This is a genomic window from Pseudomonas sp. DSP3-2-3, from assembly GCF_049898225.1.
Classification (GTDB): Bacteria; Pseudomonadota; Gammaproteobacteria; order Pseudomonadales; family Pseudomonadaceae; genus Aquipseudomonas.
Genome location: NZ_JAFCXH010000015.1, coordinates 1 through 26,523, shown reverse-complemented (window position 1 = coordinate 26,523; position 26,523 = coordinate 1). Strand labels below are relative to the sequence as shown.

Sequence of the window (26,523 nt, the reverse complement as noted above, 5' to 3'; positions counted from 1 at the left end):
TTTGAAAAACGTAGCACGAGGCGGGTATGCGGATGTGGTTCAGGCAAAAAGTACGGGTCTTGATTTTTGGCACCGGCGCCGGCGGTATCAATTACTACAAGAGCTCCCGTGGTAACCACAAGGTCATTGGCTTTCTGGACAACAATCAGCAGAAACAAGGCCAGTCACTGTTTGGCAAGACCATCTATGCCCCCGAACAACTTGCACACCTGTCCTACGATAAAATAATCATTGCCAGTGATTATTACCGCGAAATCAGCGATCAGCTCATCGGAAAGTTGGCCATCAGTGAAAACAAGATCAGTGTCTATTTTGCCACTCAGATATCTCGTTCAAAGCTTCAGCGCTTGAGGAAAAGCGCGGAGCTCCTTGGCTATGAGCGCATTTGCCGTAACCCCGGATGGGTTTCCGATTGGCTATATCGTTTTATGATGGGCGTCACATCAAGTCGTGTCCAACGCATGCAAGTGCGTTGGCTGGATGATATGAGTGTTAACAAAGTGCACATTTTTCGCCCGTCCATGGAAAGCCAGGTCCAAGGGCCACGGTACTTGAACCAGCACGTGACGCCCACCGATATTACTTTGCCGGAAGTGGCGCTCTATCATTTTCGCCATGGGCAGATTTACTCTGTTTCCCGCTCGGTCATCCTGCCAGATGAGCAAATAGTCATTGAGCGCGTCACCACTTCCGGGTCAGCTGAAGCTGACTACAGCTGTGCTCACTTACTCCATCATGGCCAAAACCTGGCGCTGGTCCGCACAAGCCAACCCGAACACATTGAAAAAGGGATATTGATTTCGGGCTGCAACGAGCTTAATTATTACCACTGGGTATTGGAGATACTCTCGCAACTGCAGTTTATCGAAGAGCTGCCTGGCCAATACGCCGACTATCCCATTCTAATATCCATGTCCAGCCAGAAGATCCTCTCGATTAAAACCTTGATCGAGAGTTTTGGCATCCAAAGACCCTTTATTTATCTTTCCAGTCTTACAGCTTATAAAGTCGACGATCTGCTGCTGATCTGCGCACCCAACAACCTCATCCCCAATATAAAGGGCACGGCCTGGAACGTAGCTGAAAACAGTTTTGCGCGTCACGAATCCATCATGTTTCTCCGGGAAAAGGCCTTGGCATTGAGCCGACGCACAACCCGGAATGCGCTACCCAAGCGGGTGTTTCTGGCCAGAAAAGGCTTTCTGAGAAATTATAATCAGGTGGAAATAATGGCGCAGTGTGAGGCTCATGATTTCGTCAGTGTTTACATGGAAGATCATGATGTCAGTCAACAGATAGCTATCATGGCGAATGCTGAAATAATCGTTGGCCCGACAGGTGCCGCCTGGACCAACATTATATTTGCTTCAGCAGGGGTGAAGGCATTGTGCTGGATGGCACAAGAGTGGGGGGCGTTATCCTGTTATTCGAACCTGGCGGCCATTGTTGGCGTAGAGATGGACTACATTCCCTATCAAGCCGGGACCTCTGACTCCAGAGAGCTCTACTACGCCCCCTATTCCATTGATGCCAATACCGTCACGACCTGGTTGCAGCGTCATTTACCTGTAACGGCTGTCAGGGAAAGTCTATGAATATCCAGTTTCTGCAACTGCAAACTCATGGCGACGACCGTGGCTCGCTGATTGCCCTGGAGGAAGGCAAGAACATTCCTTTTTCCGTCAAGCGTGTCTACTACATGTTCGATACCCGTGAAGGTGTTCGCCGGGGCTTCCATGCGCACAGGACCCTCAAGCAAGTGGCCGTCGCTGTGCGCGGCTCTTGCCGCTTTATGCTGGACGATGGTCGGGAGAAAATCGACATCAGGCTGGATCATCCCCATCAGGGGCTTCTGATCGAATCTTTTATCTGGCGCGAAATATACGATTTTTCTGAAGACTGCGTGTTGATGGTGCTGGCCGATCAGCTCTACACCGAGTCGGACTATGTCCGTGACTACGCCAGCTTTTTAACGGAAGTTGCGAAATGATCCATCCCTTGAGCGACGTTCAATCACTGTCCATTGGCGCTGGCACCAAGGTGTGGCAGTTTGTCGTGATCTTGCCAGGAGCGGTGATCGGTAATGATTGCAATATCTGCGCGCACACTTTCATCGAGAACGAGGTCGTCCTCGGTCACCGGGTAACCGTCAAGTCGGGTGTCTATTTGTGGGACGGTCTGACCATCGAAGACGATGTGTTCATTGGCCCGTGCGTAGCGTTCAGCAATGATAAATACCCGCGCTCGAAAGTTTATCCTGACGCATTTGCGCAAACCCTGGTCAAGCGTGGCGCTTCAATCGGCGCCAATGCCACGGTGTTGCCCGGCATTGTTCTGGGGGAAAACTGTATGGTTGGCGCAGGCGCTGTCGTGACTCGTAACGTACCTGATAATGCCGTCGTAGCGGGCAACCCGGCAAGAATTGTGAGGTATATCGATGCACGTTCCTTTCCTTGATTTAAAGGGTATCAATCACGAATATGCCGCTCAGCTGAAAGCGGCCTGTGGTCGGGTGATCGATTCGGGTTGGTACATCGCGGGCGACGAACTGGCTCAGTTCGAGAGTGAATTTTCAGCCTATTGCAACAGCCGCTTTGTGATCGGCGTCGGCAATGGTTTCGATGCGCTTTCATTGGTGCTGCGCGCCTGGAAAGAACAAGGAAAGCTCAGCGCTGGCGATGAAGTGATCGTGCAGAACAACACGTTTATCGCCACGATTTCAGCAATCGTGGAAAACGATCTGGTTCCGGTGCTCGTGGATGTTGACCTCGCGACCTACAACCTGGACATGACGGCAGTCTGGGCAGCGCTGAGCGTGAAAACCCGGTTGATCCTGCCGGTGCACTTGTACGGTCAATTGGCGCCGATGCCGCAGATCATGGCGCTGGCCAGGCAACACGACCTGTTGGTGCTGGAAGATTGCGCACAAGCACATGGCGCTCAGTTACAGGGACGCAAGGCAGGCAGCTGGGGGGATGCGGCAGCCTTCAGCTTTTATCCCGGCAAGAATTTCGGCGCTCTGGGGGATGCTGGCGCAGTAACCACTGACGATCCTGAGCTGGCGAAACTGGTGCGCGCACTGGGTAACTATGGCTCCAGCGTCAAATACCGACATGATTTGCCGGGCATCAACAGTCGTCTGGATGAAATCCAGGCGGCCATGTTGCGTGTCAAGCTCAAAGGACTGGACGCTGATACCCAGCGCAGACGCCTGATTGCTGAGCGCTATCGGACGCAGATCGTGAACCCGATCATCAGACTGCCCGCCGTGGCAGAGCCTTGCACACATGTCTGGCATCTGTTTGTCGTTACCTGTCCGTGGCGTGACCTGCTCAAGGCCTGGCTGGCGGAGCGTGGCATCCAGACGATGATCCACTATCCGTTGCCCATCCATCACCACCAGGCCTATCGGCATCTGGCATCGGCTGCGACGGCGCTCAGTGAGTCCTTGCCCCATCAGATCCTGTCGTTGCCTCTATACCCTACGTTGACCGAGGCGGAGCAGGATTACGTCATTGAGTCCATCAATCAGTTTTCGGGGGCATGACCGAGTGGAAATTATCGTGACACCACTACTGAAAATTTCCATTCTGTTGCTCAGCGCAGCGCTTACTTAGCCAGACGCCCGTAACGATCTTCGAAGCGCACAATATCGTCTTCGCCCAGGTAAGCCCCGGATTGCACTTCGATCAGTTCCAACGGCACCTTGCCCGGGTTGGACAGCGAGTGTTTGACCCCCAGCGGGATGTACGTGGACTGGTTTTCGGAGAGGATCAGTTCGTCGTCGCCACAGATCACCCGCGCCGTGCCGGACACCACGATCCAGTGCTCGGCGCGATGGTAATGCAGCTGCAGCGACAGGCATTCGCCCGGCAAGACGCTGATGCGCTTGACCTGATAACGCTCGCCTTTATCGACCGTGTCGTAATGGCCCCACGGGCGATTGACCAGCGGATGGGTGACGAACTCGGCGCGCTCTTCGGCCTGCAGACGCTTGACCACATCCTTGACCTGCTGGCTGTCGTGCTTGTTGGCAACCAGCACGGCGTCCTTGGTTTCGATGACGATCAGGTCTTGCAGGCCAACGGTGGCCACCAGACGGTGATGGGATTGCACCAGGCAGTTATGGGTGTCGATCGCCATTACATCGCCTTCAAGACGATTCTTGTTGGCATCATGCGGGCCCACATCCCAGATCGCCGCCCAGCTGCCCAGATCGTTCCAGCCGGCATCCAGCGGCACAACCAGACCGGCCGAGGTGTGTTCCATTACCGCGTAGTCCACCGACTCATCGGCGCACAACGCAAACTGTTCGGCCGGCACGTGCAGGAAGTGGCTGTCGGCTTCGGCCTGGCTCAGGGCAACCCGGCATGCAGAGAGAATGTCCGGGCGATGCCGGCCAAGTTCTTTCAGGAACACCGAGGCGCGGAACATGAACATGCCGCTGTTCCACAGGTAAACGCCTGAAGACAGATACTCTTCAGCCATTTCCGGTGATGGCTTTTCCTTGAACGCGGCAATGGCAAAACCGCCCTGCTCGATGGCTTCGCCGCACTGGATGTAACCGAAACCGGTCTCGGCGTGGGTCGGCGTGATGCCAAACGTCACCAAGCGCCCTGCTTCTGCGTAGGACTGCGCCACACGCACGGCGTCGCGGAATGCGTTTTCATCATGAATATGATGATCGGCGGCCAGCACCAGCAGGATCGGATCGTTGCCATCAGCGGTTGCTTCCAGCGCAGCCAGGGCAATGGCCGGCGCCGTGTTGCGGGCCAGCGGTTCAAGAATGATCCGGCGACTTTTCATCTTCGCCACGCGCAGTTGTTCAGCGACGATAAAACGGTGATTTTCGTTGCTCACCACCACCGCAGGCGAATGCTCAAGGCCATCCAGCCGCGCCAGGGTGCGCTGAAACATCGTTCCCTGATCCTGACCGTCGAGGGCAAGAAACTGCTTGGGAAAGCTTTGGCGCGACAGAGGCCACAGACGCGAACCATTACCGCCAGCCAGGATTACAGGGGTGAACATAGAAGCTCCATTCTTGTGCCACGTAGGTGCAGCGAGGGGCGCATTATCCGGGGGCTATAGGGGGGATGCAATATGGCGTGTTGCTATCGTGTGAACGATGCACCTGTTCAGGTAGGTGTATCAAAATTGAACCGAATGGCTTTTTTCGCCTCTATAGACCTCTACTTGACGGTGATGGCACTCAATGCCAAGCCTGATTGTCGTCAATTACTCAGGAGAAGGACACTCCCATGGCTATCGTTACTTACTCTCTTCCCAGCTTCGCCATCAATATCAACGATTGGGATGGCGCGCTCTCGCAGCTTTCCTCCTCGCACTACCAGATCACCGACGGCTACCACCAGACCGACGTTTATGGGTCCTTCACCTATAACGCCAGCGGCGTGACCGGCGGCACCGTTACCGGTATGTACTGGACCCAGGGAAACTCACCGGTGTTGAGCATGTCCGGGCTGAAGTTCGATTTCCTTGATGCCTTGAACGCAAGTTCGACCCAGCTGGAGCAACTGGCCTTTAAGGGCAGCGACACGTTCAACGGCACCTTTTTCAATGACGGCTTCTACGGCCACACTGGCAATGACACCTTCAATGGTGGCGAGGGCCGTGACACCGTCTTTTATGATGGCAACAAGGCGAGCATCGGTGTCAGCGCCAACGGCAAAGGGTTCACGGTCAATACTCTGGGCAAGGTCGATACGCTCAACAGCATCGAACGAATCGACATGGGCGATGGTTCAGTATTGGCTCTGGACGTCAAAGCCGGCGAAAACGCAGGTTCTGCATACCGGATCTACCAGGCTGCATTCGACCGCAAACCGGATGCAACGGGTCTCAATTACTGGGTCAAGCAAATGGACGGTGGCGCCAGTCTTGCCGAAGTCGCCATGGGCTTCGTCAACAGTAATGAGTTCAAGGCGGCCAATCCGACCAACGACTCCACGACCCTGATCAACAGCTACTACCAGCATGTCCTGCATCGCGCCCCCGATCCAACGGGTGCCCAGTACTGGAGTAACGCGATGGCCACCGGCATGCAGGCCAGCGATGTTCTGGCCTCTTTTTCCGAGAGCACGGAAAACCTCGCCAATACTGCGGCTGCGCTCAAGGACGGGGTGTGGATGTAGGCTGAAAACCTGCGGGCACAGTTTCCTGCGTGTCTAGTCCTGAAATAGGTTTACACCTATTTCAGTCTGAAGCGTTATCGAGAACAAGTCCTTTTCCACAGGGTTACGTGTTGCTTTGGTGGGAGAGGACTTGTCCTCGAAGGGATTGGCAGGCACTGAAGTGGCTGTCAGGCAGATTTGAGGTTGGCCGGGCTGACTTATCGAGGACAAGTCCTCTCCCACTTCAGACCACAAAGGACGGGACAGCAGGCAAAAAAAAAGCACCGTGGGGAACCCCCCCACGGTGCACAGCTTCAAATCACAAACCACCCTGGAGAATGGCTAACGATCAGAACTTACTCTTCGGTTGCAGCCTGGCAGCCGAGCAAATCGTCGTCGTCGATGGAAAACTTCTCCGACGCGCTGATTTGTTGATTCTTGACGATGCACTCGTCTTCGTCTTCATCGACCAGACGTACATCCCATTTGCCCGCCGTCACACCGGTCAGGGTCAGGGTCATGCCTGGCTTGAGCACTTTTTTTCCCAGATGGTCATCACCCCAGTCGTCCTGGCTCGATGGCGCGAAATAGATCTCATGGATTTCCCACGAGGACTTGTTCTCGATGTTGATTGTCGCAGCGAAAGCAGGCACAGCATGCATGGCAAAAAGCGAAAGGCCAGCAGCGACAAGCACTTTATTCATTAATTGATTCTCGATGGAACTATTGGTGATATTGAAACGCCACAATGATTCGCGCCAGCAAAACCGTCAACTCTCAAATGAAAATAAATTTACCAATGTGTCGGCGCGGGCTAAAAAAGCCGGCAATGGCGTCAAAAAAAGGGCATTTTTGAAGGGTTTGGCCCTTCGCAACCCATTTTTGACACCAAGGTGTCTCCAGTTGTTGCCGTCGCTGTTAGACTCGCGCGCGGCTGCATGGCATCGACCAGAGCCGTCAGCCCGCCTCCACCTAAACGATGTGCGCCAGACAGGCGCTGACAGGTAAGTCCGACTTCATGAAGTTATTGCTCAATATCGAATCTCTCATCCCGCCGCTGACGGGCATTGGCAACTATACGTTCAACCTGATCGAACAGTTGCAGGCTCACGATATTGAGAACATCGACTGCTTTATGGGCTCCCGGCACTGCTCGGGCGAGCAAGCGCTGGCCAATTGCATTGCCGCCAGCAAGCAATACGCCCAAAGCGATGCTCCAGCGCCGTCGCAATTACGCGCTCTGCTGCGCAGCTGGACCTTTACTTATCGTGCACGCGAGATCCTGCGTAATACCCAGCTGCGTATGCGCGCCGGCAAATTTCGTGACCACGTCTACCATGAGCCCAATTTCATGCTCAAGGCCTACGCCGGTAGCAGCGTGGCCACCATTCATGACCTGTCATTTATTCACTATCCGCAGTTTCATCCGCAGAAACGTGTGGAGTGGCTCACAGCTCAACTGCCCAAAACCCTCAAGCGCGCTGATTTTCTGATCACGGACTCGGACATTATTCGCGACGAGCTGATCAGTGATTTCGGCGTCAATGCTGACCGAGTGCGTACTGTCTATCTCGGGGCAAGTGAGGCGTACGGCCCGCAAACCCCTGAGCAGACCCGCCCGACACTGGAGCGCTATGGCCTGCAACACGACGGGTATGTGCTGTTTGTCGGCACGCTGGAGCCACGCAAAGGGGTCGATACCCTGATTGACGCCTGGTGTCGTTTACCCCAAGCGCTGCGTGAGCAATTTCCTCTCGTGCTGGCCGGTGCGCCCGGTTGGCATAACGAAGGCCTGGATGAACGCATCAAGGCGCTGGAAATCAGCCACGGCCTTCGACAGTTGCGTTTCGTGCCGGGCAGCGATCTACCGACTCTGTACGCGGGAGCTGCGGTGTTTGCCTATCCATCGTTGTACGAAGGTTTCGGCTTGCCGGTGCTTGAAGCGATGCAAAGCGGCGTGGCCTCGATTTGCACGGCTGATACGTCCATGTCTGAATTCACCCAAGGCAGCGCATTGCTGGTTGAGCGCGGCAACGATGAACAACTGGCCGCGCAACTGACCGACTTACTGAGCAACGAGCAGCTGCGCCGAAGCGTGGCTGATGCCGGCTTGCTGCAGGCCAAAGAGTTCTCCTGGAAACGTTGTGCAAAAGAGACCCTGGAGATTTACCGCATGGTCAGCCCTCACTGAATATCACTAACACCCGGTTGCGTGCGACCCGGTTGATTCAGGCAGTCCACCCAGTCCGGTCGAGCTCCGCGGGCCGGTCCGGCCTGTTAAACTCGCCCGCTTGCGCCACGGCCATTAAGGAATTTCCATCATGCAACGCACCCTCATCACGGGCGCCAACGGTTTTGTCGGGCAGATTCTGTGCAAGCTGCTGCAACAGGCCGGGCATCACATCATTGCCCTGACCGGTTCAACTTCACCTTCGCCTGCGCATGCCGATCAGGTTGTGCAATGCGACATCCGTGATGCCGCAGCGCTTGAGCAAGCCATCGCCGAAGCCGCACCGACGCATGTGGTGCATCTGGCCGCCATCACTAACGTGCCGATGAGTTTCAAGGAGCCGCTGCTGACCTGGCAGACCAATGTCATTGGCAGCGTCAACCTGTTGCAGGCCCTGCGAAACAAGGCACCTGACGCCTTTGTGCTGTTTGTCAGCTCTTCGGAAGTCTATGGCGCCAGCTTCAAGCAAGGCATTGCGCTGCGTGAAGACAGCCTGTGCCAGCCGCTTAATCCCTACGCGGCCAGCAAACTTGCGGCCGAAGCCGCCTTCAACGAATATTTCCGTCAGGGCCAGCCGGGCGTCATCGTGCGACCGTTCAACCACATCGGTGCGCAACAGTCGGCAGATTTTGTCACCGCCTCTTTCGCCCGCCAGATCGCCCTGATCGAAGCCGGCCAGCAAGAACCCACGCTGAAAGTTGGCAACCTGGACGCGAGCCGCGACTTCCTCGACGTCAATGATGTGTGCGCTGCTTACGTCCAGTTGCTGCAATTGTCCGAACGCGGCAGCGATTACCCGCGCTGCTTCAATATCTGCTCCGGTCAGCCACGCAAGATTCGCGACATCCTCGACGAAATGCTGGCCATGAGCAGCGCCGAGATCAGCGTGACCCAGGACCCGGAACGCATGCGCCCTTCGGACATCCCCAGCGCCACCGGTGACAGCCAGGCCATGCGCGAAACCATCGGCTGGCAACCGGCGATCAACCTGCACTCGACCCTCGAACAGTTGTTGGCCTACTGGCGCGCGCAGGTTTCTGCGACTTCATGAAGGTCCTGCTCAATACGGAGTCGCTGGTCCCGCCGTTGACCGGCATCGGTAATTACACCTATCACTTGTTGCAGGAACTGACCCGCTTGCCGCAACTGGAAGCCGTCGAGTGCTTCAATACCCGAGGCTTCAGCACCGCACAGAACGCCCTGCAAGTCTGCGATGCGGCCCAGACTCAGCAGTCGCCACGCGAGGCCAGTGGCCTGCGCCGTGTGCTCAGTGCCTTGCCGCTGGCTTATCGGCTGCGCGAAACCCTGCGCAACGGGCAGTTGCGCCTCAACGCCCGACGCTACAAAGATTTCATCTATCACGAGCCCAACATCATCCTCAAAGCCCATCCCGGCCTGAGCATTGCCACGGTTCATGATTTGTCGTTCGTGCATCATCCGCAGCTGCATCCACCCGCGCGTGTGGCCTGGCTCAACCAGCAGTTGCCCAATACCCTGGCGCGTGCGGATTTTCTGATCACCGATTCAGAGTGCGTGCGTCAGGAGCTGATTGAGCGCTTCGACGTCGCGCCCGCAAAAGTGCGCAGCGTATACCTGGGCGCCGATGCGCGCTTCCGGCCACACAGCGCAGCGCAGACTGAATCGGTTTTACAGACGCATGATTTGCAGCACGGCAGCTATGTGCTGTTCGTTGGCACACTGGAGCCGCGCAAAGGTGTGGACCTGTTGATCGACGCCTGGTGCAGCCTGCCCGAGTCCCTGCGCCGCGACATGCCGCTGGTGCTGGCCGGAGGTGCGGGCTGGCATGGCGAAGCGTTGCAGGCGCGCATCGCTGAACTCACGGCAAGTCATGGCCTGCGCCACTTGAAGTTTGTTCCCGCCGCCGACTTGCCCGCGCTGTACGCCGGGGCCGGTGTTTTTTGCTATCCCTCGCTGTATGAAGGCTTCGGCCTGCCCGTGCTGGAAGCCATGAGCAGCGGTGTTCCGGTGCTGTGCAGCGCCGACACGTCCATGGCCGAATTCAGCGCCGGCAGTACCGCCCTGTTCGAGCGCGGCAGCTACGAACATCTGGCCGAACGTCTACAAGCCCTGCTCACTGACGACCGCCAGCGCCAGCCCCTCGCCGCCGCCGGATTGCTGCGCGCCAAGGAATTTTCCTGGCAACGCTGCGCGCAACAGACGGCGGAAATTTATCGGCTGGTCGGGCAGTAGACCTCTGCAATCAGGCCAGCCGTCGCCCATGCTGATTGAAGCGTATCGAGTTTGTTACGATCAGCCTCTTTGCATTTCGCTCAATATCCTGACATTCGCGCCTCAACCGCAATGGCAGACATGGAGGTCACATGGCAGACGGCACGACTCTCGAAGATGGTGTATTGGTCACACGCAGCACCGAACCCCTGGCCAATGGCGAATTCGCGTTACGGGTTTCGATTCCCATCGTCACGGCTGCGCGGGTCGATACCTATGGCGACCCGACCTCGGCCTATATCCAAATGGGCAAGAACTACGTCGACCTGCCCATCGGCTTCGGCGTGGTGTCCATCACCGGTAATAGCAAACCGCTATCCGCCAGCGCCGCTACGATCAAGGCCGCCGTCGACGCGGTGCCCATCGTCCACAGCAAGGCCGAAAACGCCTACATCAGCACCTACACACAGAAATACCTCAACACCCTGTCAGCCACCGATTCCGTGCAGGTGCAGACCATCACGCCGATCACCGACGCATTTGCCCCGGTCGATCGGCTGTCCATAGGCGCGATCTCCGGCCATGATGCCCAAGTGATCGATGCGAGCCTGATGGCCGTGGGCTCCACGGTGCTTTCCTATGCGCAATTCGTCGTCGTACTGGGGACAGCCGCAGTGGATATGGCCACTAACGGCCATTTTGTGATTGGGGATGACGCCAGTCAGGTTTTTCAAGAGGTAAGCCGGGGCGGCACGGTGTACGCCGGTGGCGGCAATGACACCCTGATAACCGGCTTCGGCCTGGCCAGAATCGACACGCTGTTTCATGGCGGCAAAGGCTATGACACTCTAGATGTCGGGCCGGGAAGCATCGAGTTGCACGCGGGCTACGTGCTCCTCAAAGGCGGTCATGAAGTCACGATGAAGCTGATCAACGTCGAGCAGATCAAAATGATCGACCAGATCATCGACATCACCGCCACCACGGCCCAAAAAGCCATCGCCACGCTGTACCAGAATATCCTCGGCCGCCAGGCAGATCTGGACGGTTTCGGCTTTTGGGACAATCAGGTCAAGGCCGGGCAAAGCCTGGGGCAGGTCGCGATCACCATGACCCGCTCCACCGAGTCGGGCAACACGCTGTTCAATGGCCAGACCAGCCATGATCTGGACACCCTCTACAACGTCATCCTGCACCGCGCCACCGACCCGGTCGGCAAGGCTTACTGGAGTGCGCAGATCGATCAGGGCCACCAGACTCTGGAGCAAGTGGCGCAGGGTTTCGTTACCTCCAACGAACTGGTGGGGGCGTACCTGCAACAGAATCAGTGGGATTTTCTGGTCTGATCGGACTTCCTGCGTCGACGCTATCGAGGACATTCCTCTCCCACAACCCGGTAGGAGGGGACTTGTCCCCGATGGCGGCGGATTGGCCGACATCATTTAGCCTGACCCCATCCGGTGTCTGCGGCAACGCCTTCCCGGACAAGTCCGGTCCTACCGAACCTTCAGCCCGCGAAGCCGCCATGAGCCTGGATATGAAGGTGGTACCAGTTGATTGGTACTTTGCAGCGGAGCACATTGGCAAACTGCCATCCGAGGCTGATCTCTAAAGAATCAACAATACGTGCCGCTACTATCGTGAACTGTAGGTAATCAGCACCTCTAAACCGCAAATGAGCCTAGTCAATATGAACGCTGACGTTACCGAACACGTGATGTGGATTACCGGCCTGTCGGGGGCGGGGAAATCGACGTTGGCCCGTGAGCTGGTTGCCAGGCTTCGACACGATGGCCACTCGGTGGTCCTGCTGGACGGCGACGAGCTGCGCGATGTCTTTGGTGCAGCAGCTGCCAACCCACAAAACCATGGCCGTGAGGGTCGACTGGCGCTGGCGATGCAGTACGCTCGCCTGTGCAAAGTCATTGCGGCGCAAGGCCACATCATAGTGATCGCCACCATTTCGTTGTTCCGCGAGGTTCATACGTGGAATCGAGCCAATCTACCGGGTTACTTTGAGGTGCACTTGAAGGTGCCCATGGAGGAACTGCGCCGCCGGGACCCCAAGGGTATTTATCGACGCTTTGATGCGGGTGAGTTGCACAATGTCGCCGGGCTCGATTTATCGGTCGATGAGCCGGACGCGGCAGATTGGGTGGTCGCGTTTGACCCTCTGCGCTCCCTACAAACGATCAGTGATGATTTACTGCAGCATTTTTATAAAAGGAAGTGGGCATGAAAACCGAATGGGATTACACCACCCTGGCCGACGCTTATCTGAAACGGCCTGACTATGCCGAGGCCGCGATAGACGCGATGCTCTCGATAGCAGGCGCAGAAAAAGGCGACAGCTTTTGCGATGTCGGCGCAGGTGTCGCCCACCTGACCATCATGCTGGCCAGTCGCGGTCTGGATGTTGTAGCCGTAGAGCCCAATGATGCGATGAGAGCCAATGGCATCAAGCGTACCGCGGACCTTGCCAATGTCAGTTGGCATGAAGGCACCGGTGAAGTTACCGGGCAAGCGGCGAACGCTTTCGATATGGTCACTTTTGGCAGCTCGTTTAATGTCTGCGACCGCCAGCAGGCGCTCAAGGAAACGGCGCGCATCCTTAAACCAAAGGGTTGGTTCGCCTGCATGTGGAATCATCGTCATCTTGATGATCCTGTCCAGGCCCGCATTGAAGCCATCATTAAAGAGCGGGTACAGGGCTACGGCTACGGCACGCGACGTGAAGATCAAACGGCGGTAATCGATGCCAGCGCACTGTTCGGTGCGGTTGTTCATCTTGATGCGCGGGTCATTCACGAGCAAAGCATTGCAGAGTGTCTGGAGGCGTGGCGCTCCCATGCGACGCTGGAGCGCCAGGCCGGTGCGAAATTCCATGAGGTGATTAGCGCAATCGATGAGTATCTGCAAAGCCTCGAGACGTCCTCGATCCAGATTCCATACTCGACCAATATTTGGGTCGCACAGTTGAGATAAGGCTGATGCCGCTGCATTTCTCCACCAAAGCCGGCACGTTGGTCACCCTGCAAGAATCGCTTATGTCGGCTCGTATTGCTGCGCTGCTGTCGTTCACCGTGAAGGACTGGCAACTCGATAGGCAAGCCTGTTTGCTGGATGTTCAGGGCCGGGTGGGGGCGGGTCCGTGGATCGTGCGCTCCAGTTGTCTGCGCGAAGATAGCGCGCAGGGGTCGTGTGCGGGGGCCTTTCTCTCTGTTCCAGGGGTCGATGAAGCCGGGTTGGTATCGGCGGTTGAGCAAGTAATCGCCAGTTATGGCGAGGCACATCCGGCAGATGAGGTACTGATTCAGCCGATGTTGAACAACGTCGTTCGCGCAGGCGTGGCTTTTTCCCACGACCCCAATACCTGTGCGCCCTATCGACTGGTGAATTGGTCGCAAGGCAGTGACACCGCGTCGGTCACTGGCGGCAAGGGCGGGCGACTCTGGCAACAGGCAGCAAACAGCAAAGTGCCGCCACCGCCCGATATAGCCCCCGTGATTACCCTGCTCGAAGAGTTACTGGAGTTGTTCGATGGCGCACCGGTGGACTGCGAGTTCGCCGTCACGCGTGAGGCAGAAGACGACGTATTGTGGCTGCTACAGGCCCGGCAGTTGATTTTGCCGGCACCTGCGCAGTCCCAGGCAACACAGGCCGCTCGCCTGGACAGTATCCAGCGCAAAGTGGCCAGGGGCATGCAGCCGCACCCCTTCCTGATGGGCCAGCGTACCGTCTACGGGGTGATGCCGGACTGGAATCCAGCCGAGATTATCGGCATCCGTCCCAAACCGCTGGCACTCTCGCTGTACCGTGATTTGGTGACTGATTCGATCTGGGCTTACCAGCGCCACAATTATGGCTACCGCAACTTGCGTAGCTTCCCGTTGATGCCGCACTTCTTCGGGTTGCCGTACATTGATGTACGCCTGTCATTCAACTCTTTCATTCCGGCAGACCTCGATGAGGGACTGGCCGGACGGCTGGTCGATTACTACATCGATCGGCTCTTGGCCGAACCGACATTGCACGACAAGGTGGAGTTCGAGATTGTTTTTTCGTGCTACACACTGGACTTGTCGCATCGACTGGAGCGTCTGGCCAGCGCCGGGTTCCTGGAGCATGAGCTAGAAGCCATCAGCACCAGTTTGCGCAAGTTGACCAATCGCATCGTTCATCCCAAGGATGGCTTATGGCGCGCGGATGCCAATAAGCTCGACATGCTGAGTGCGCGACGTGAAGAACTGCTCGCCTCCAATGCCGACCCGCTGGAGCGGATCTACTGGCTGCTGGAGGATGCAAAGCGCTACGGCACGCTGCCCTTCGCGGGCCTGGCACGTGCTGGCTTCGTCGCGGTGCAAATGCTCAGGTCCCTGGTGACTGTAGGCGTGTTTTCCGAGGCCGACTACGATGGTTTCATGGCGGGCGTCTCCACCGTCAGCGGCCAGTTGGCACGTGACCGGGCAACCCTGGACAAGACCACTTTTCTCGCGCGCTACGGACACTTGCGCCCGGGCACCTACGACATCCTGTCGCCTCGATACGATGAAGCACCGGAACTCTACTTCGACTGGACTCAGCGCCCGGCCGTCCCCGAGCCGGCAAAACCGTTTTCGCTGACCCTTCCGCAGATGCGCGCAATCGTCAAGCAACTGGAAGAGCACGGCCTGCAACCTGATCCGGTCGGTTTGCTGGACTTCCTGCAGGCCGGAATCGAACTGCGCGAGCTCGCCAAGTTTCACTTCACCCGCAATCTCTCGGATGCCCTGGCTTTAATCGTCGAAGTGGGCGCTCAGCACGGCATTGGCCGCGAAGAGCTGGCCTATTGCGACATCAGTGTATTCAAGGAGCTACACGTTGCCGCAGTCGACCCCAAGGATGTGCTGTTGCGCAGCATTGAGCAGGGCAAGGCTCGCTACGAAGAAACGCTGAAGATATCGCTGCCGCCGATAATTACCCGACCCGAGGATGTCTGGTCCTTCGAATGGCCGGAAACAGCCCCCAACTTCATCACCCAGAAACAGGTAACTGCACCCGTGGCCGGCAGTGATGACCGAGAGCGGTTGGCGGGGGCGATTGTCTGCATTCCCAATGCGGACCCGGGGTTTGACTGGTTGTTCGCCTATCCGATTGCCGGGCTGATAACGGCATGGGGCGGCGCCAACTCACACATGGCCATTCGTGCTGGCGAACTGGGCCTGCCGGCAGTCATCGGTGCCGGTGAAGTGCTCTATCGCCGCTGGTCAACGGCGCAGCGCCTGCATGTGAACTGCCCCGGGCGCTGGGTGGAGATACTGTCGTGAAGGTTGTGGCCGTAAGCCAGCGTGTGGACGTATTTCCTGAGCGAGATGAAAGCCGTGACGCCCTCGACCAGCGCCTGATCACGTTTCTGCTAAGCGCCGGCCTTTTACCAGTGCCGGTGCCCAACATATTGGCCCTGCAAACACTCGACGGCGAGCAGACTGATGATGCCCTGCATGAGTGGCTAAACGCGGTAGCGCCGCAGGCTATTGTGCTTTCGGGAGGCAACGACGTCGGCCAGTGCCGCGCACGTGATCTGACCGAAACCCGTTTGCTTGACCATGCACGATCCCACTGTCTGCCAGTACTCGGTATTTGCCGGGGCATGCAGATGATCGCGCAGTGCGCAGGCGGCGAGCTGAAACCTGTTACAGGTCATGTCCGGACGCGGCATAAAGTGTCCGGGCAAATAATTGCTGACGTGAACAGCTATCACGGTTTTTCTCTGGCCGCTTGCCCAAAGGAATTTGCGGTTCTGGCGCGCAGTGAAGATGGCGAAATAGAAGCCATCCGACACCTCAGCCTGCCCTGGGAAGGCTGGATGTGGCATCCGGAACGCGAAGAGGCTTTTGCCGCACACGACGTTCATCGATTGAAGCAGTTGTTCGAGATTTCATGAGGTAAAACTGTTGTGAAAGCCATTATTCTGGCTGCCGGCCGTGGCAGCCGCATGAAAAGCCTTACTGACGAACGTCCAAAATGCCTGGTCGAGTTGCGCGGCAAGACGCTGCTGGAGTGGCAACTTGCGGCGCTGCGCGGTGCAGGTATTTCCGAGATCGCCATCGTCACGGGCTACAAGCGCGAGTTGCTGGCAGACCAAGGGCTGGTTGAATTTCATAACGCCCGCTGGGCAGACACTAATATGGTGTCGTCATTGGCGTGTGCCGACAGTTGGCTACAGGCGCAACCATGCATCGTCAGCTATTCCGATATTTTCTACAGCCCGGCAGCGGTTCTGTCGCTTATGGCGAGCAAGGCTGCCCTGGCGGTGACGTATGACCCGAACTGGCTGGAACTGTGGACAGAGCGTTTCGGCAATCCATTACTGGATGCCGAAACCTTCCGCCTGACACCAGCCAACACGTTGGCCGAAATCGGCAACAAGCCCACATCTGTAGACGATATTCAGGGCCAATACATGGGGCTATTGCGCCTCACACCCGACAGTTGGGCAGAAATAGTCCGGCTTCGCTCAGCGTTAACCCCGACGCAGTGTGACAAAGTGCATATGACCAACACCCTTCAGCAGGTCATTGATGCGGGTAAGATCCCGATACACGCCCTTGCGTATTCAGAAGAATGGGGAGAGGTAGATTCTTCTGAAGATCTTTTTCTCTATCAGTAGTGATCATTCCCTGCCCGTCTCTACTTCCTATTCGTGTCGATGGCAAATAGTGGCGATCAGCGCCAGCTCTGTCCACAAGGCCAGGATTGGCAATGCCTGCAGGGCGGTTTGCACTATTTAATATTCTTGATTCGCCTTCATTTACACCCAGGCCCGCCGATAACAGGATTTGAGTACTACCAGCAACAATGAGCGAGTGGAAACATGCAAAGCTGTGTCAATAACCTGATGGAGCATGGCGCGCACCTGTTTGGCGAGATTCTCGATGTCGAGCGAACCCAGACGCTGAACCAGCAGATTTTGTCGCTACCGCTCTATCACACCCTCAGCGACGCCGGGCAAACTCATCTGATCACGACGCTGAATGCATTCAACGGGGCAACAAAATGAGCGTAAAGGCACTGCTTGCCAGAGACTTCAGGCCCATCGCCTTCATGGTCCATGTCGCCGAGATGTTCAATCACTATCAAGCAATATGGCGGCTGCTGGGCGAAGACAGCTTCGACATCGTGATCCACGGCACCGATGAAGAGCGCGCCAAAAGCCGAGCCCTGGCCGAAGCGCTGGGTTACCGCTGGTTCGAGAGCGTGAGCATCCTCAATATCGGGCATCGCTACGACATCGTGGTCTCCAACGTGAGCATGTACGATCACGGCGATCAGCCGCTGATCAAGGCACTGGGCAATATTCAGGTGCGCTTCATGTACGCCCTGGGCGCGGCCAAACACAACTTCGCTGCCTGGAACAGCCACTACGACCTGATCCTCTGCTTCGGGCCCTGGGAGCCCAAGCAATTGAAAGCGTGCTGCGATGCCGTGACCTTTCAGATGGGCTATCCGCGTTATGACGAGTACTTCCGTAAACCGGAGCTGCTGGGCGTCAGCCCGCCGGGGCTGACCCTCGACCCGGCGAAGAAAACCGTGCTCTGGCTGCCGAGCTGGCTGGAGTTATCGTCGATCAGCCGTTTTGCCGACGCAATGGCCGCGCTGTGCAGCGATTACAACGTGATCGTCAAGACTCACCCGCTGTCAGTTGAAGCCGAACCCCACGTGCTGGCGATTCTCGACGGTTATGACTTCACGGCCGTGATCGTCACGGTCTATGACAACCTGAACCTGTTCCGCTGCGCCGATTACGTGGTGTGCGACTACGGCGGCACGTCGTTTGGTGCCCTGTATCTGGACAAGAACCTGCTGTTGCTGAACGTCCCCGGCGCCGAACAGAGCGCCATGACCGGTGAAAGCTCGCCGGATGTCCTGCTGCGCGAAGAGATCATTAATGTCGATGAGCAAGAGCGCTGGAATCTGCCCGCACTGCTCGCCGATGACACACTTTGGGCTGCCCAGACAAAAGCACGGCAGCGCCTTCGTCAGCAGTACTTCGTCAACAGCTATGGCTTTTCCGCCGAGATGGCCGTCATGGCTTTGTGCAATGTCGAAACCCTGCTCAAGCAAGGCTAAAAGCCACGGCGCTGAGCCTGCCCCCTGCCACCTACACAAACACAAACACATCATCGTTGACGATCGTACGCATGCCGGTCAGGACCAGTACGCCGGTACCGAAGCTGCCGCCCACCGGGTTGCTTACATCCAGGTAGAAGGTTTCATTCGCCTCGGGTCTGGTGTCGCCGATGATCTCTACCGGGATCACTGCCTGGTTCTCGTTGGGATAAAGAATCAGTGTGCCCTTGGTCACTACATAATCCTCCCCGGCCCTGGCCGTACCATCGCGGGTGGTGTAATCCACGCTCAGCACCTGGTTGGCATTGCTGCGCACACCGGTGAATTCCAGCAAAAAATACGCATCGACGACGCCGCTGTTGCCCTCGGTCACGGCTAGTTTGACTTCCGAAGCCTTGGTCGGCGCGCTGACGTAATTGGCGCGCAAGGTCTGGTCGATCGCTTGCTGATAAGCACTGACCCGCTGCCAGGCAGCGATTTCGCCGAAGCTGCTGTCCAGCGTGTCGTTGATGTCCGGATGCGTATTGCCCTGGCTCAGGCTGGTGACATAACTGGCAATGCCCGCCACCTTGCCGTTGATGAATGCCGGACCGCCACTGTCGCCCGGCGAAATTGAACCCTCAACCTGGCCCAGCCCGGTGCTCTGCACATTGAGAAAGCGCCCCAAGGCGTCCTGCGCCGTGGTGCCGTTATCAAAATCGGCGATCAGCTGAGTACCGGCTGCAGGCGTCCAGCTCATGATCGAGCCGAGTGCGGCCTTGAGGGTTGCCGTATCAGCATCGAACTGGTTGCTGGCCTTCTGGCGGATCGGCGCGGCGGCGTACGTCAGCGACTCACCGCTGTCACCGGTACCCGGCTGACCGTAGCCAACCATGGTCATGGTTTTGCCGATCTCATCGCTGCTGCGGTACAGCTCGTAGCGATTGGCCGCCACCGGCGCATGTCCCGTGAGCCAGACAATCGCCAGATCATTATTGGTATTGGCCGCGTCATAGTTCATGACGCTGACCTTGCTGGTGGCCATCGTCTGAGTACCTGCGGAGGTCTCAAACCTTACTGTCGCAGCGGTGCTGCCGTGGGTGAACAAATGCGCGGCGGTCAGAATCGCCTGCCCGTCATACAGCAATACCCCGGTGCCGTAATAACCGGCGACCGAAACCATCACCACCCCATCGTAACCCTCACCCGCCAAGGCGCGGTTGCGCATGTCCGTATAAGAAGTAACTGTGGAGACCATAGAAATACCATTGCATTCGGACTGGATGAGCGCATCGCCACTGTATCGGCAGACAGATGCAAGGGATGAATACGCGGTGACACCTTCGAGGACAAGTCCCCTCCTGCCGGATCTGCGCAAAACCGGTAGGAGGGGACTTGTCCCCGAGAGGCCCGCCCGGCGAACCTCTATCTGCCTGACAGAGCTTCGTTACCTGAGCCAATGCTTCGAGGACAAGTCCTCTCCCACCAAACAACGCGCCTCTGTGGGAGAGGACTCGTCCTCGAAGGTGGTAGATACAATTTTTCTTGTGGCACGCTGCCCGTCCCCTTTATAAGAAAACCTCTCATTCTCAATATTTAAGGACAAGTCATGAGCGGAGCCTGGAACGAAGGTTATTTTACGGACGTGGGTTACACCTACGGCTATTACCGGGAAATCAATCCGGTTTTCCAGCGCTATTGTTTGCTGTTGAATGGCTTTGCCAGTGTCGAGAGTCCCAACCCCCAGCATTGCGAATTAGGTTTCGGCCAGGGCGTCTCGGTCAATATCCATGCGGCGGCCAATCCGGGCCATTACGTGGCTACGGACTTCAACCCTGCCCATGCGGCGCATGCCAACGCACTGGCGAACAGTTACACCAACGGCGCGCGGCTGTATGACGACAGTTTCGAGCAACTGTTGGCCCGTGATGACCTGCCGCAATTCGACAGCATCAGCCTGCATGGCATCTGGACCTGGGTCAGCCGCGAAAATCAAAAACTGATCGCCGAGTTTGCCCGTCGCTACCTCAAACCCGGCGGTGTGCTCTATATCAGCTACAACTGCTTCCCTGGCTGGTCGCCTTCCGCGCCGCTGCGTCAGCTGTTTACCCTGCACGACCGCTTTGCCGCGACATCGACCGGTGCTGCCGAGCGAGTGGATGCGGCACTAAAATTCTCCGAGGCGCTGCTGGCGGCCCAACCCATATACGCCAAGGCGGTGCCAAACCTGGACGCCAAGCTAAAGGGTGTGATGGGGCAAAATCGTCAGTACGTTGCCCATGAGTATTTCAATCGTGACTGGAACTGCATGTACTTCACTGACGTAGTGGATGCGCTGTCTTGCAGCAAGCTCGACTACGCCGCCACGGCCGTGCCGCTGGACTCGGTGGACGCCATCAACCTGGGTGCCGAAGGCCAGGCGTTTCTGCAAGGCATCGAACACCCGATCATGCGCGAGCAGGCCCGGGATTACTTCGTCAATCAGCAGTTTCGCAAAGACTTGTATCTGCGTGGCGCCACCCGATTATCAGCGAGCGAACAGCGCGAGCGTTTGCTCGATACGCGTTTCGTACTGCTGCAACTGGCAGACAGCGTTCCCAGCAAAGTCACGGGAGCCGTGGGCGAAGCTACCCTGCAAGCCGAAACCTACGGCCCGCTGATCGAGGCGCTGGCGGCCAAGGCTTATGCCCCCAAAACCATGCGTCAGCTGGCAACCGCCTTGCCCGCGACTCTCTATGGTTCCCTGCAACAAGCTATCGCCGTACTGATCGGCATGGGCGCCGTGGCGCCGTGCCAGAGCGAAGCGGCCGAGAAACAGGTGCAGACACGCTGCACCGCATTGAACCTGCATCTGTGCCAGCAAGCCCGGTTCGACAACCGCATTGAAACCCTGGCCAGCCCGGTGACCGGTGGCGGGGTGTCAGTGGGCCGCTTTCAACAGCTGTTTCTGATGGCCCTCAAGCAAGGCAGAAAACAGCCTTCGGAATGGGCGCAACATGCCTGGCAGATCCTCGCCAGTCAGGGCCAAAGCATCATGAAAGAAGGCAAAGCCCTGAGCAGCGCCGAAGAAAACCTCGCTGAGCTGACCGCCCAGGCCGATGACTTTTCCGAGAAGTCGCTGGTCATCCTCAAAGCACTGAAAATCGCCTGAGATTGAGGTTACCGGGAGGGCCTTATCGAGGACGAGTCCTCTCCCACAGGGCGCGTTGCCTTGGTGGGAGAGGACTTGTCCTCGAAGCATTGGCACAGGCAACGAAGCCGAGCCTGGCAGATTGAGGTTGGCCAAGCTTGCCTCTTCGGGCACAAGTCCCCTCCTACCGGTTTGCGCAGGCCCGGTAGGACCGGACTTGTCCGGGAAGGCGTCATCGAGGACAAGTCCTCTCCCACTTCAATGCGCGTTGCCTTGGTGGGAGAGGACTTGTCCCCGATAGCAGTGGGTCAGGCGTACAACGCAATCCCCTGATCCACCACGCCTGCGAGTTTGATCGCCATTTCCGGCGAGTCCACAAAATCGGCGATCACGCTGGCCAGCCCAGTAGCGCCAGGGTTCTTGGCCAGTTGGGCGACGTGAAAGGCCAGCCTTGTAGCGTCGGGCGCACGGCCAAACGCGTTTTGATACAGCTGGGTGACGAAGGCGGTGTTATTGGTCACCGCCGTGGCGCTGAAACTGGCGGCATCGGTGCCGGCGGCGTTCTGCAAGGCGTTGATGTCGTTGCCAACAGTCGGGTCGTTGTAGGCGACGGTAACGCTCTGGCCTGCGGTGACGGGCGTGGTCAGGGTCAAGGTCGCGGTTTTTGCGGTTGCATCGATCACCAGCACTGCCACCCAGGCCGGTAAACGAAGCATTGCGGGCCGAACCCAATGCCAGCTCAAGCTGCGGTGAACCGGTGACATCCACAGGGCCACTGAAAGCCACCTGGATGCTGATGACATCGCTCACTTTGTAGGAGCCATCGGCGGCGGTGGGTGAAACGGCCGTTACAGACGCGATGGCTACCATGCCGGGGGCCCCCTGCACGTAAAAAAACTGGCTGAATTCCAATCGGACTTTAAATATTCGAAAGTTTTTCCCTACGCATATGTTTTCGCAATCAAGCACAGCCGTCTCGATGCGCCTGCATGAAGCAATGTTTAATTACCAGATTGATACAAGGCAGATACACTCACGTACATAAAAAATGCAGAGCAAGGATTGCCCTCCTCATGACGCCCCAAAATACGCGCTTTGCGCATATCGACTGCCTTCGAGCGATAGCGGCGATATTGGTGATATGGATGCACACCAGTGAGCATTTTGTCCTGTTTGCCGCCCCCTCCTTTCAGGATCGACTGAACGACATCTCCCACTTCGCGGATTTCGGCAGATTGGGCGTGGTTATCTTCTTTGCGATCAGCGGCTTCGTCATCCCCTCAAGCCTCAAGCCCGGGCAGCCTGGGGCGTGCCGCGAATTCCTCATCAAGCGACTGTTCCGGCTCTATCCCATTTACTGGATTTCCATTCCTTTCGGACTCGTGACTTTCTGGTACCTGTGGGGCAAGGAAATTTCATTGGCGACCGTCTTTTGGAACCTGACCATGGTGCAAGAGGCGCTGGGGTTCACTTCTGTTCAGGGTCAGTATTGGACGCTACAAACTGAACTGGTCTTTTATAGCCTGTGCGTGATGCTGTTTCTGAAAGGATGGCTGCACTCGGCCTATGTCTTGTGCGCGCTGGTCGTTGTATCGAGTGCGCTGTGTCTATTGCCGATAGGCCTGGCGTTTATCGGCCACATATCGCCTTTTACCTTGCCACCTGCCTTGTCGACACTCGCGCTCAACTTGGGAGTAATGTTCTGGGGCGCGCTGTTCCGTATCTGGTATGACAAAAAACCAATGCCTGTGCTGACACGTTTAGCAGTTTTCGGTTTTATCGGCGTCTGGTCGGCAATGGCTGTTTTTGCCGTGGCGTATTACCTGCTGGTGAATGCGGACATCAAAATCCTGCACTTCTTTGTTCCCTATGCGCTGGGAGTCGCAGCCTTTGCCGGGCTGGCCATTTACGGCAAGGTCAAAACGCCTTGGTTGGTATGGCTCGGCACCATCAGTTATTCCCTGTATCTGTTCCATCCGGTGGTGTTCTACACCCTGTCGTGGCTGGCGCAAATCGGTCAGGTCCAGTGGCTGCAAGGCTGGCCGACAGGCGCCTACATGCTGGCTTCCCTGGCGGGAACAATCGCCCTTTCGTCGCTGACTTATCGATACATCGAGCAACCCGCCATGCGGTTGGGCAATGCCTTGGCGCGTAAACGCAGTTTAAGGCCCGCGCCACGCGTAGCACTTGCGCAATCAACAACGACAACAGCGCTGTAACTGCCTCCGGGCCGACCGACAGCCAAACGGGCGTCATCGAGGACAAATCCCCTTCTGCCGGTTCAGCGCCGTCTTTGTGGGAGAGGACTTGTTCTCGATGGCGGTGGCATAGCCGAAGAAATTTCATCAGGCAAAAACGACAAACCCCGCTGGCCTTTCGGGCAGCGGGGTTTTTTACCGATATCAGTGATGTTATGCAGCAGCGATGTCTGCAACCGCCATACCTACAACGCCGGTCAAAACGATCACCTGATCTGCAACAGAGTGCGTAGCACCATTGTCCACAAACACATAAGTATCAACACCGTTGTTAGCGACGTAATACTCTTGATTCCCGTTAGTATCGAGTGCGAACGACGCGTTCGCCGCTATCAAGGCGGCGCCGAAATCTGCTGCAGCAGCAGCCACGATAGTGGTATTGCCATTGGTAGCCGCTACGCCCAGGACGAGCTTGTCTGAACTCACCACAAAGTCAGTGATGTGATCGGCCGTTAATACCGTGAGGCCCGAATCAGTATTACCGATCACGAAATGGTCAGCGCCAGCATTGCCCGTCAGAGTATCTGCACCTGCCCCACCGGTCAAAACATCAGCACCAATACCACCGGAAATAACGTCAGCCTTGGACGAGCCAGTAATAATATCGGCCCCAGCACCACCTACAACCGTGAACCCATTAGCACCAGTGGCAGCGGTCAGGTTGATTGTAGAAACGGCCACGCCAGCGTTCAGCGTCACGGTGCCCGCATTGGATGTAGCCGATGTTGCGACAAAGTCCGTTATGTTGCTAGCGGTTACAGTCGCAGCCGTACCAACAACCAAAATATCACCGGTGGAAAGACCGTTAATTACATTGGTGGAACCGTTGGCAATGTTGTAAGTGTCGTTACCTGCATTGCCCGTTAGTGTATTGACACCGGCACCCGCGGAGATAGTGTCGTTACCCGAACCACCTACAACGGTGTCGTCGCCCGCACTGCCATTGAATACTTGACCAAGGTCACCCAAGGTCACAATAACGGCAGCGGACGTGTCGACCACCGTGCCCGCACCGTTAGCAATGGTGATTATTGTGGAACTGCCCGACAGGTGAATGTTTTCAAAACCCGTCAAAAGCGAAAGGTCAGCGCCCGCAGTAGCCCCTGTAACCGTCAACACATCCGACGAGGTGGTTGCGGCGAACGTTTTGGTGGTCAACGCCACAGCGGTGTCGGTCAACTTGACGCCGCCAGTGCCGGTAACGGTCAAACCAACAAGCGTGGCCGCTGAACCAGCCAGGACGTCGGTCGAAGCAAGCGCGACCGAAGTTACGCCAGCCACGGGCACTGCAACATTACCGCCACGGGAGAATGTAGCGTCCGATACGCCTACACCAGCGGCCCAGGCTACGGAGATATCACCCGTGGCAGTGCCGCCGAAAGTCGCTACATGGTTGGCAACCGTCGCAGTAAAGGCAGAGGGGGTGACTGGGGTAACCGGCGTTACTACCGCCGTGCCCGTGGCAGTCCCCACCGCAGCAATAGAATCAACCGCCACGTTGGCAATCGACGCGTAGGTCGCATCGGCTTTGGACAAATAAGTGCGTGCCAGGGCAGCAGCGGCGGCGCCGTTGTAGCCGGCGATTTCAGCGTTAGTGTCGATCTGCGCGGTGAAGGCTTTGGCGGCAATCAGTTTGTTGTTCACAGCGCTGGCATCGCCAGGACCGGCTGCCTGCTGGATGGTCCACGAAGCCTGGGCCTGAGAGACTTTACCCGAGTCCAATTGTGCGACCCAGTAAGCCAGGCCTGCAGCTTCAGGCGCACGGCCGAAAGCATTTTGATAGATGGCGGTAACCTTCTGCGCGCTGGTCGCGGTGCCGAACAAGGCAACCGATTCGGCAGAGGCCGAGAAACCGGCAATAACGGAAGCGATGCTGCCATTGGCGGCGTCGATTCGGTCGGCCCAATAGGCTTGACCTACCGTGTCAGCCGGGCGGCCAAAGTAAGCGATATAAAGTTGTTGAACCTGATCAAAATACGTCGAGGCAGCCATTTTAATTCCTAAATCCATTAGTTAAATAATCCTGACGTCACGCAACGCGTCAAAATCGGGATTATCAGAGGAGCCTGAATATAGCATGCTTTCTTGTGGGAAATAATTATAACTACCTGTTTATTCATTTATTTAGCGATTATTTTTACTGACGATAAATTGCTTTTGTTATATTCGGATTAGTTCCAAGCCAAAATGTTAAATATAAAATATAAATATCGGCTGGCAGGCCTCATCGAGGACAAGTCCTCTCCCACCAAAAGCAACGCGTACTCCTGGTGGGAGAGGACTTGTCCTCGATGACGGTGGCTCATGCAATGAAGGTGGGGAAGGCAGATTGAGGTTGGCTGTGGCTTTTTCGGGGACAAGTTCCCTCCTACCGGTTCGTGAAGTGCGCCCCAAAAGTTGGACAGCTGTTGATTAGGCTATCGCGGACTGGGCCCTGTACGCTACAGGGCTTAGCCCGCCCAGCTTCATCTTGATTCGATCATAGTTGTAATAACG

25 protein-coding genes are annotated in these 26,523 nt (G+C 56.9%); 19 read left to right on the top strand and 6 right to left on the bottom strand.

Annotation, left to right across the window (positions count from 1 at the left end; genetic code table 11):
* The first annotated feature begins 26 nt into the window (after window positions 1–26).
* The 4 genes from ACP7E4_RS17930 to ACP7E4_RS17915 are packed head-to-tail and all read left to right on the top strand — an operon-like array spanning window position 27 to window position 3,547.
* Entirely contained in the window at window positions 27–1,595 is a 1,569-nt protein-coding gene (locus ACP7E4_RS17930) for a glycosyltransferase family 61 protein (RefSeq protein ID WP_426116302.1), read from the top strand.
* A complete protein-coding gene (locus ACP7E4_RS17925) occupies window positions 1,592–1,990 on the top strand; it encodes a sugar 3,4-ketoisomerase (RefSeq protein WP_020294256.1) in 399 nt (132 codons plus the stop codon). Before ACP7E4_RS17930 ends, ACP7E4_RS17925 begins: the two co-directional genes overlap by 4 nt.
* Complete coding sequence (locus tag ACP7E4_RS17920; protein WP_426116300.1) at window positions 1,987–2,457, top strand: acyltransferase; 471 nt, start codon at window positions 1,987–1,989, stop codon at window positions 2,455–2,457. Before ACP7E4_RS17925 ends, ACP7E4_RS17920 begins: the two co-directional genes overlap by 4 nt.
* Entirely contained in the window at window positions 2,438–3,547 is a 1,110-nt protein-coding gene (locus ACP7E4_RS17915) for a DegT/DnrJ/EryC1/StrS family aminotransferase (RefSeq protein ID WP_426116298.1), read from the top strand. Before ACP7E4_RS17920 ends, ACP7E4_RS17915 begins: the two co-directional genes overlap by 20 nt.
* A gap of 62 nt (window positions 3,548–3,609) precedes the next feature.
* On the opposite strand, the gene ACP7E4_RS17910 is transcribed toward ACP7E4_RS17915, so the two are convergent.
* Window positions 3,610–5,028 carry a mannose-1-phosphate guanylyltransferase/mannose-6-phosphate isomerase gene (locus ACP7E4_RS17910; protein ID WP_426116296.1) on the bottom strand — a complete coding sequence of 473 codons (1,419 nt, stop codon included), beginning with the start codon at window positions 5,026–5,028 and terminating at the stop codon, window positions 3,610–3,612.
* A gap of 230 nt (window positions 5,029–5,258) precedes the next feature.
* On the opposite strand from ACP7E4_RS17910, the gene ACP7E4_RS17905 reads away from it, so the two are divergent.
* A complete protein-coding gene (locus ACP7E4_RS17905) occupies window positions 5,259–6,152 on the top strand; it encodes a DUF4214 domain-containing protein (protein ID WP_426116294.1) in 894 nt (297 codons plus the stop codon).
* Between the two features lie 335 nt (window positions 6,153–6,487).
* On the opposite strand, the gene ACP7E4_RS17900 is transcribed toward ACP7E4_RS17905, so the two are convergent.
* On the bottom strand, window positions 6,488–6,835 hold the full coding sequence (locus ACP7E4_RS17900; RefSeq protein WP_426116292.1) for a hypothetical protein: 348 nt from the start codon (window positions 6,833–6,835) through the stop codon (window positions 6,488–6,490).
* Window positions 6,836–7,149: 314 nt separating this feature from the next.
* On the opposite strand from ACP7E4_RS17900, the gene ACP7E4_RS17895 reads away from it, so the two are divergent.
* The 12 genes from ACP7E4_RS17895 (at window position 7,150) to ACP7E4_RS17840 (ending at window position 18,660) form a co-directional block, all read left to right on the top strand.
* Window positions 7,150–8,322, top strand: coding sequence for a glycosyltransferase family 4 protein (locus ACP7E4_RS17895; RefSeq protein WP_426116290.1), 1,173 nt, complete (start codon window positions 7,150–7,152; stop codon window positions 8,320–8,322).
* Window positions 8,323–8,452: 130 nt separating this feature from the next.
* Complete coding sequence (locus tag ACP7E4_RS17890) at window positions 8,453–9,412, top strand: GDP-mannose 4,6-dehydratase (protein WP_426116288.1); 960 nt, start codon at window positions 8,453–8,455, stop codon at window positions 9,410–9,412.
* The gene (locus ACP7E4_RS17885; protein WP_426116286.1) at window positions 9,409–10,572 is read left to right on the top strand and encodes a glycosyltransferase family 4 protein; all 1,164 of its coding nucleotides are present in this window, start codon (window positions 9,409–9,411) and stop codon (window positions 10,570–10,572) included. The genes ACP7E4_RS17890 and ACP7E4_RS17885 overlap by 4 nt, the downstream gene beginning before the upstream one ends.
* Before the next feature lie 131 nt (window positions 10,573–10,703).
* Window positions 10,704–11,897 (top strand): DUF4214 domain-containing protein, encoded by a 1,194-nt coding sequence (locus ACP7E4_RS17880; RefSeq protein ID WP_426116283.1) that lies wholly within the window; start codon window positions 10,704–10,706, stop codon window positions 11,895–11,897.
* A gap of 62 nt (window positions 11,898–11,959) precedes the next feature.
* Window positions 11,960–12,163 (top strand): hypothetical protein, encoded by a 204-nt coding sequence (locus tag ACP7E4_RS17875; protein WP_426116281.1) that lies wholly within the window; start codon window positions 11,960–11,962, stop codon window positions 12,161–12,163.
* 78 nt (window positions 12,164–12,241) lie between these two features.
* Complete coding sequence (locus tag ACP7E4_RS17870) at window positions 12,242–12,790, top strand: adenylyl-sulfate kinase (protein ID WP_426116279.1); 549 nt, start codon at window positions 12,242–12,244, stop codon at window positions 12,788–12,790.
* Window positions 12,787–13,536 (top strand): class I SAM-dependent methyltransferase, encoded by a 750-nt coding sequence (locus ACP7E4_RS17865; RefSeq protein ID WP_426116277.1) that lies wholly within the window; start codon window positions 12,787–12,789, stop codon window positions 13,534–13,536. The genes ACP7E4_RS17870 and ACP7E4_RS17865 overlap by 4 nt, the downstream gene beginning before the upstream one ends.
* 5 nt (window positions 13,537–13,541) lie before the next feature.
* Window positions 13,542–15,857 (top strand): PEP-utilizing enzyme, encoded by a 2,316-nt coding sequence (locus tag ACP7E4_RS17860; protein ID WP_426116275.1) that lies wholly within the window; start codon window positions 13,542–13,544, stop codon window positions 15,855–15,857.
* On the top strand, window positions 15,854–16,474 hold the full coding sequence (locus ACP7E4_RS17855) for a gamma-glutamyl-gamma-aminobutyrate hydrolase family protein (protein ID WP_426116273.1): 621 nt from the start codon (window positions 15,854–15,856) through the stop codon (window positions 16,472–16,474). Before ACP7E4_RS17860 ends, ACP7E4_RS17855 begins: the two co-directional genes overlap by 4 nt.
* A gap of 12 nt (window positions 16,475–16,486) precedes the next feature.
* Window positions 16,487–17,200: a phosphocholine cytidylyltransferase family protein gene (locus tag ACP7E4_RS17850; protein ID WP_426116271.1), complete on the top strand. Its 714-nt coding sequence runs from the start codon at window positions 16,487–16,489 to the stop codon at window positions 17,198–17,200.
* Window positions 17,201–17,404: 204 nt separating this feature from the next.
* Window positions 17,405–17,590 carry a hypothetical protein gene (locus ACP7E4_RS17845; RefSeq protein WP_426116269.1) on the top strand — a complete coding sequence of 62 codons (186 nt, stop codon included), beginning with the start codon at window positions 17,405–17,407 and terminating at the stop codon, window positions 17,588–17,590.
* Window positions 17,587–18,660: a CDP-glycerol glycerophosphotransferase family protein gene (locus ACP7E4_RS17840; RefSeq protein WP_426116267.1), complete on the top strand. Its 1,074-nt coding sequence runs from the start codon at window positions 17,587–17,589 to the stop codon at window positions 18,658–18,660. The genes ACP7E4_RS17845 and ACP7E4_RS17840 overlap by 4 nt, the downstream gene beginning before the upstream one ends.
* A 31-nt stretch (window positions 18,661–18,691) precedes the next feature.
* Here ACP7E4_RS17840 and ACP7E4_RS17835 read toward each other — a convergent pair whose 3' ends face one another.
* Complete coding sequence (locus tag ACP7E4_RS17835) at window positions 18,692–19,897, bottom strand: trypsin-like serine protease (RefSeq protein ID WP_426116265.1); 1,206 nt, start codon at window positions 19,895–19,897, stop codon at window positions 18,692–18,694.
* A gap of 351 nt (window positions 19,898–20,248) precedes the next feature.
* Between ACP7E4_RS17835 and ACP7E4_RS17830 the strand changes: the two genes are divergently transcribed.
* A complete protein-coding gene (locus ACP7E4_RS17830) occupies window positions 20,249–21,790 on the top strand; it encodes a class I SAM-dependent methyltransferase (RefSeq protein WP_426116263.1) in 1,542 nt (513 codons plus the stop codon).
* A gap of 287 nt (window positions 21,791–22,077) precedes the next feature.
* Here ACP7E4_RS17830 and ACP7E4_RS17825 read toward each other — a convergent pair whose 3' ends face one another.
* Window positions 22,078–22,485: a SwmB domain-containing protein gene (locus tag ACP7E4_RS17825; RefSeq protein WP_426116261.1), complete on the bottom strand. Its 408-nt coding sequence runs from the start codon at window positions 22,483–22,485 to the stop codon at window positions 22,078–22,080.
* 357 nt (window positions 22,486–22,842) lie between these two features.
* On the opposite strand from ACP7E4_RS17825, the gene ACP7E4_RS17820 reads away from it, so the two are divergent.
* Window positions 22,843–23,988: an acyltransferase family protein gene (locus ACP7E4_RS17820; RefSeq protein ID WP_426116259.1), complete on the top strand. Its 1,146-nt coding sequence runs from the start codon at window positions 22,843–22,845 to the stop codon at window positions 23,986–23,988.
* 192 nt (window positions 23,989–24,180) lie between these two features.
* Here the strand turns inward: ACP7E4_RS17820 and ACP7E4_RS17815 are convergent, their stop codons facing one another.
* A complete protein-coding gene (locus tag ACP7E4_RS17815) occupies window positions 24,181–26,037 on the bottom strand; it encodes a beta strand repeat-containing protein (protein ID WP_426116257.1) in 1,857 nt (618 codons plus the stop codon).
* Between the two features lie 402 nt (window positions 26,038–26,439).
* Window positions 26,440–26,523, bottom strand: an 84-nt coding sequence (locus ACP7E4_RS17810) for an IS3 family transposase (RefSeq protein WP_426114669.1), incomplete at its 5' end; no start/stop codon positions are given.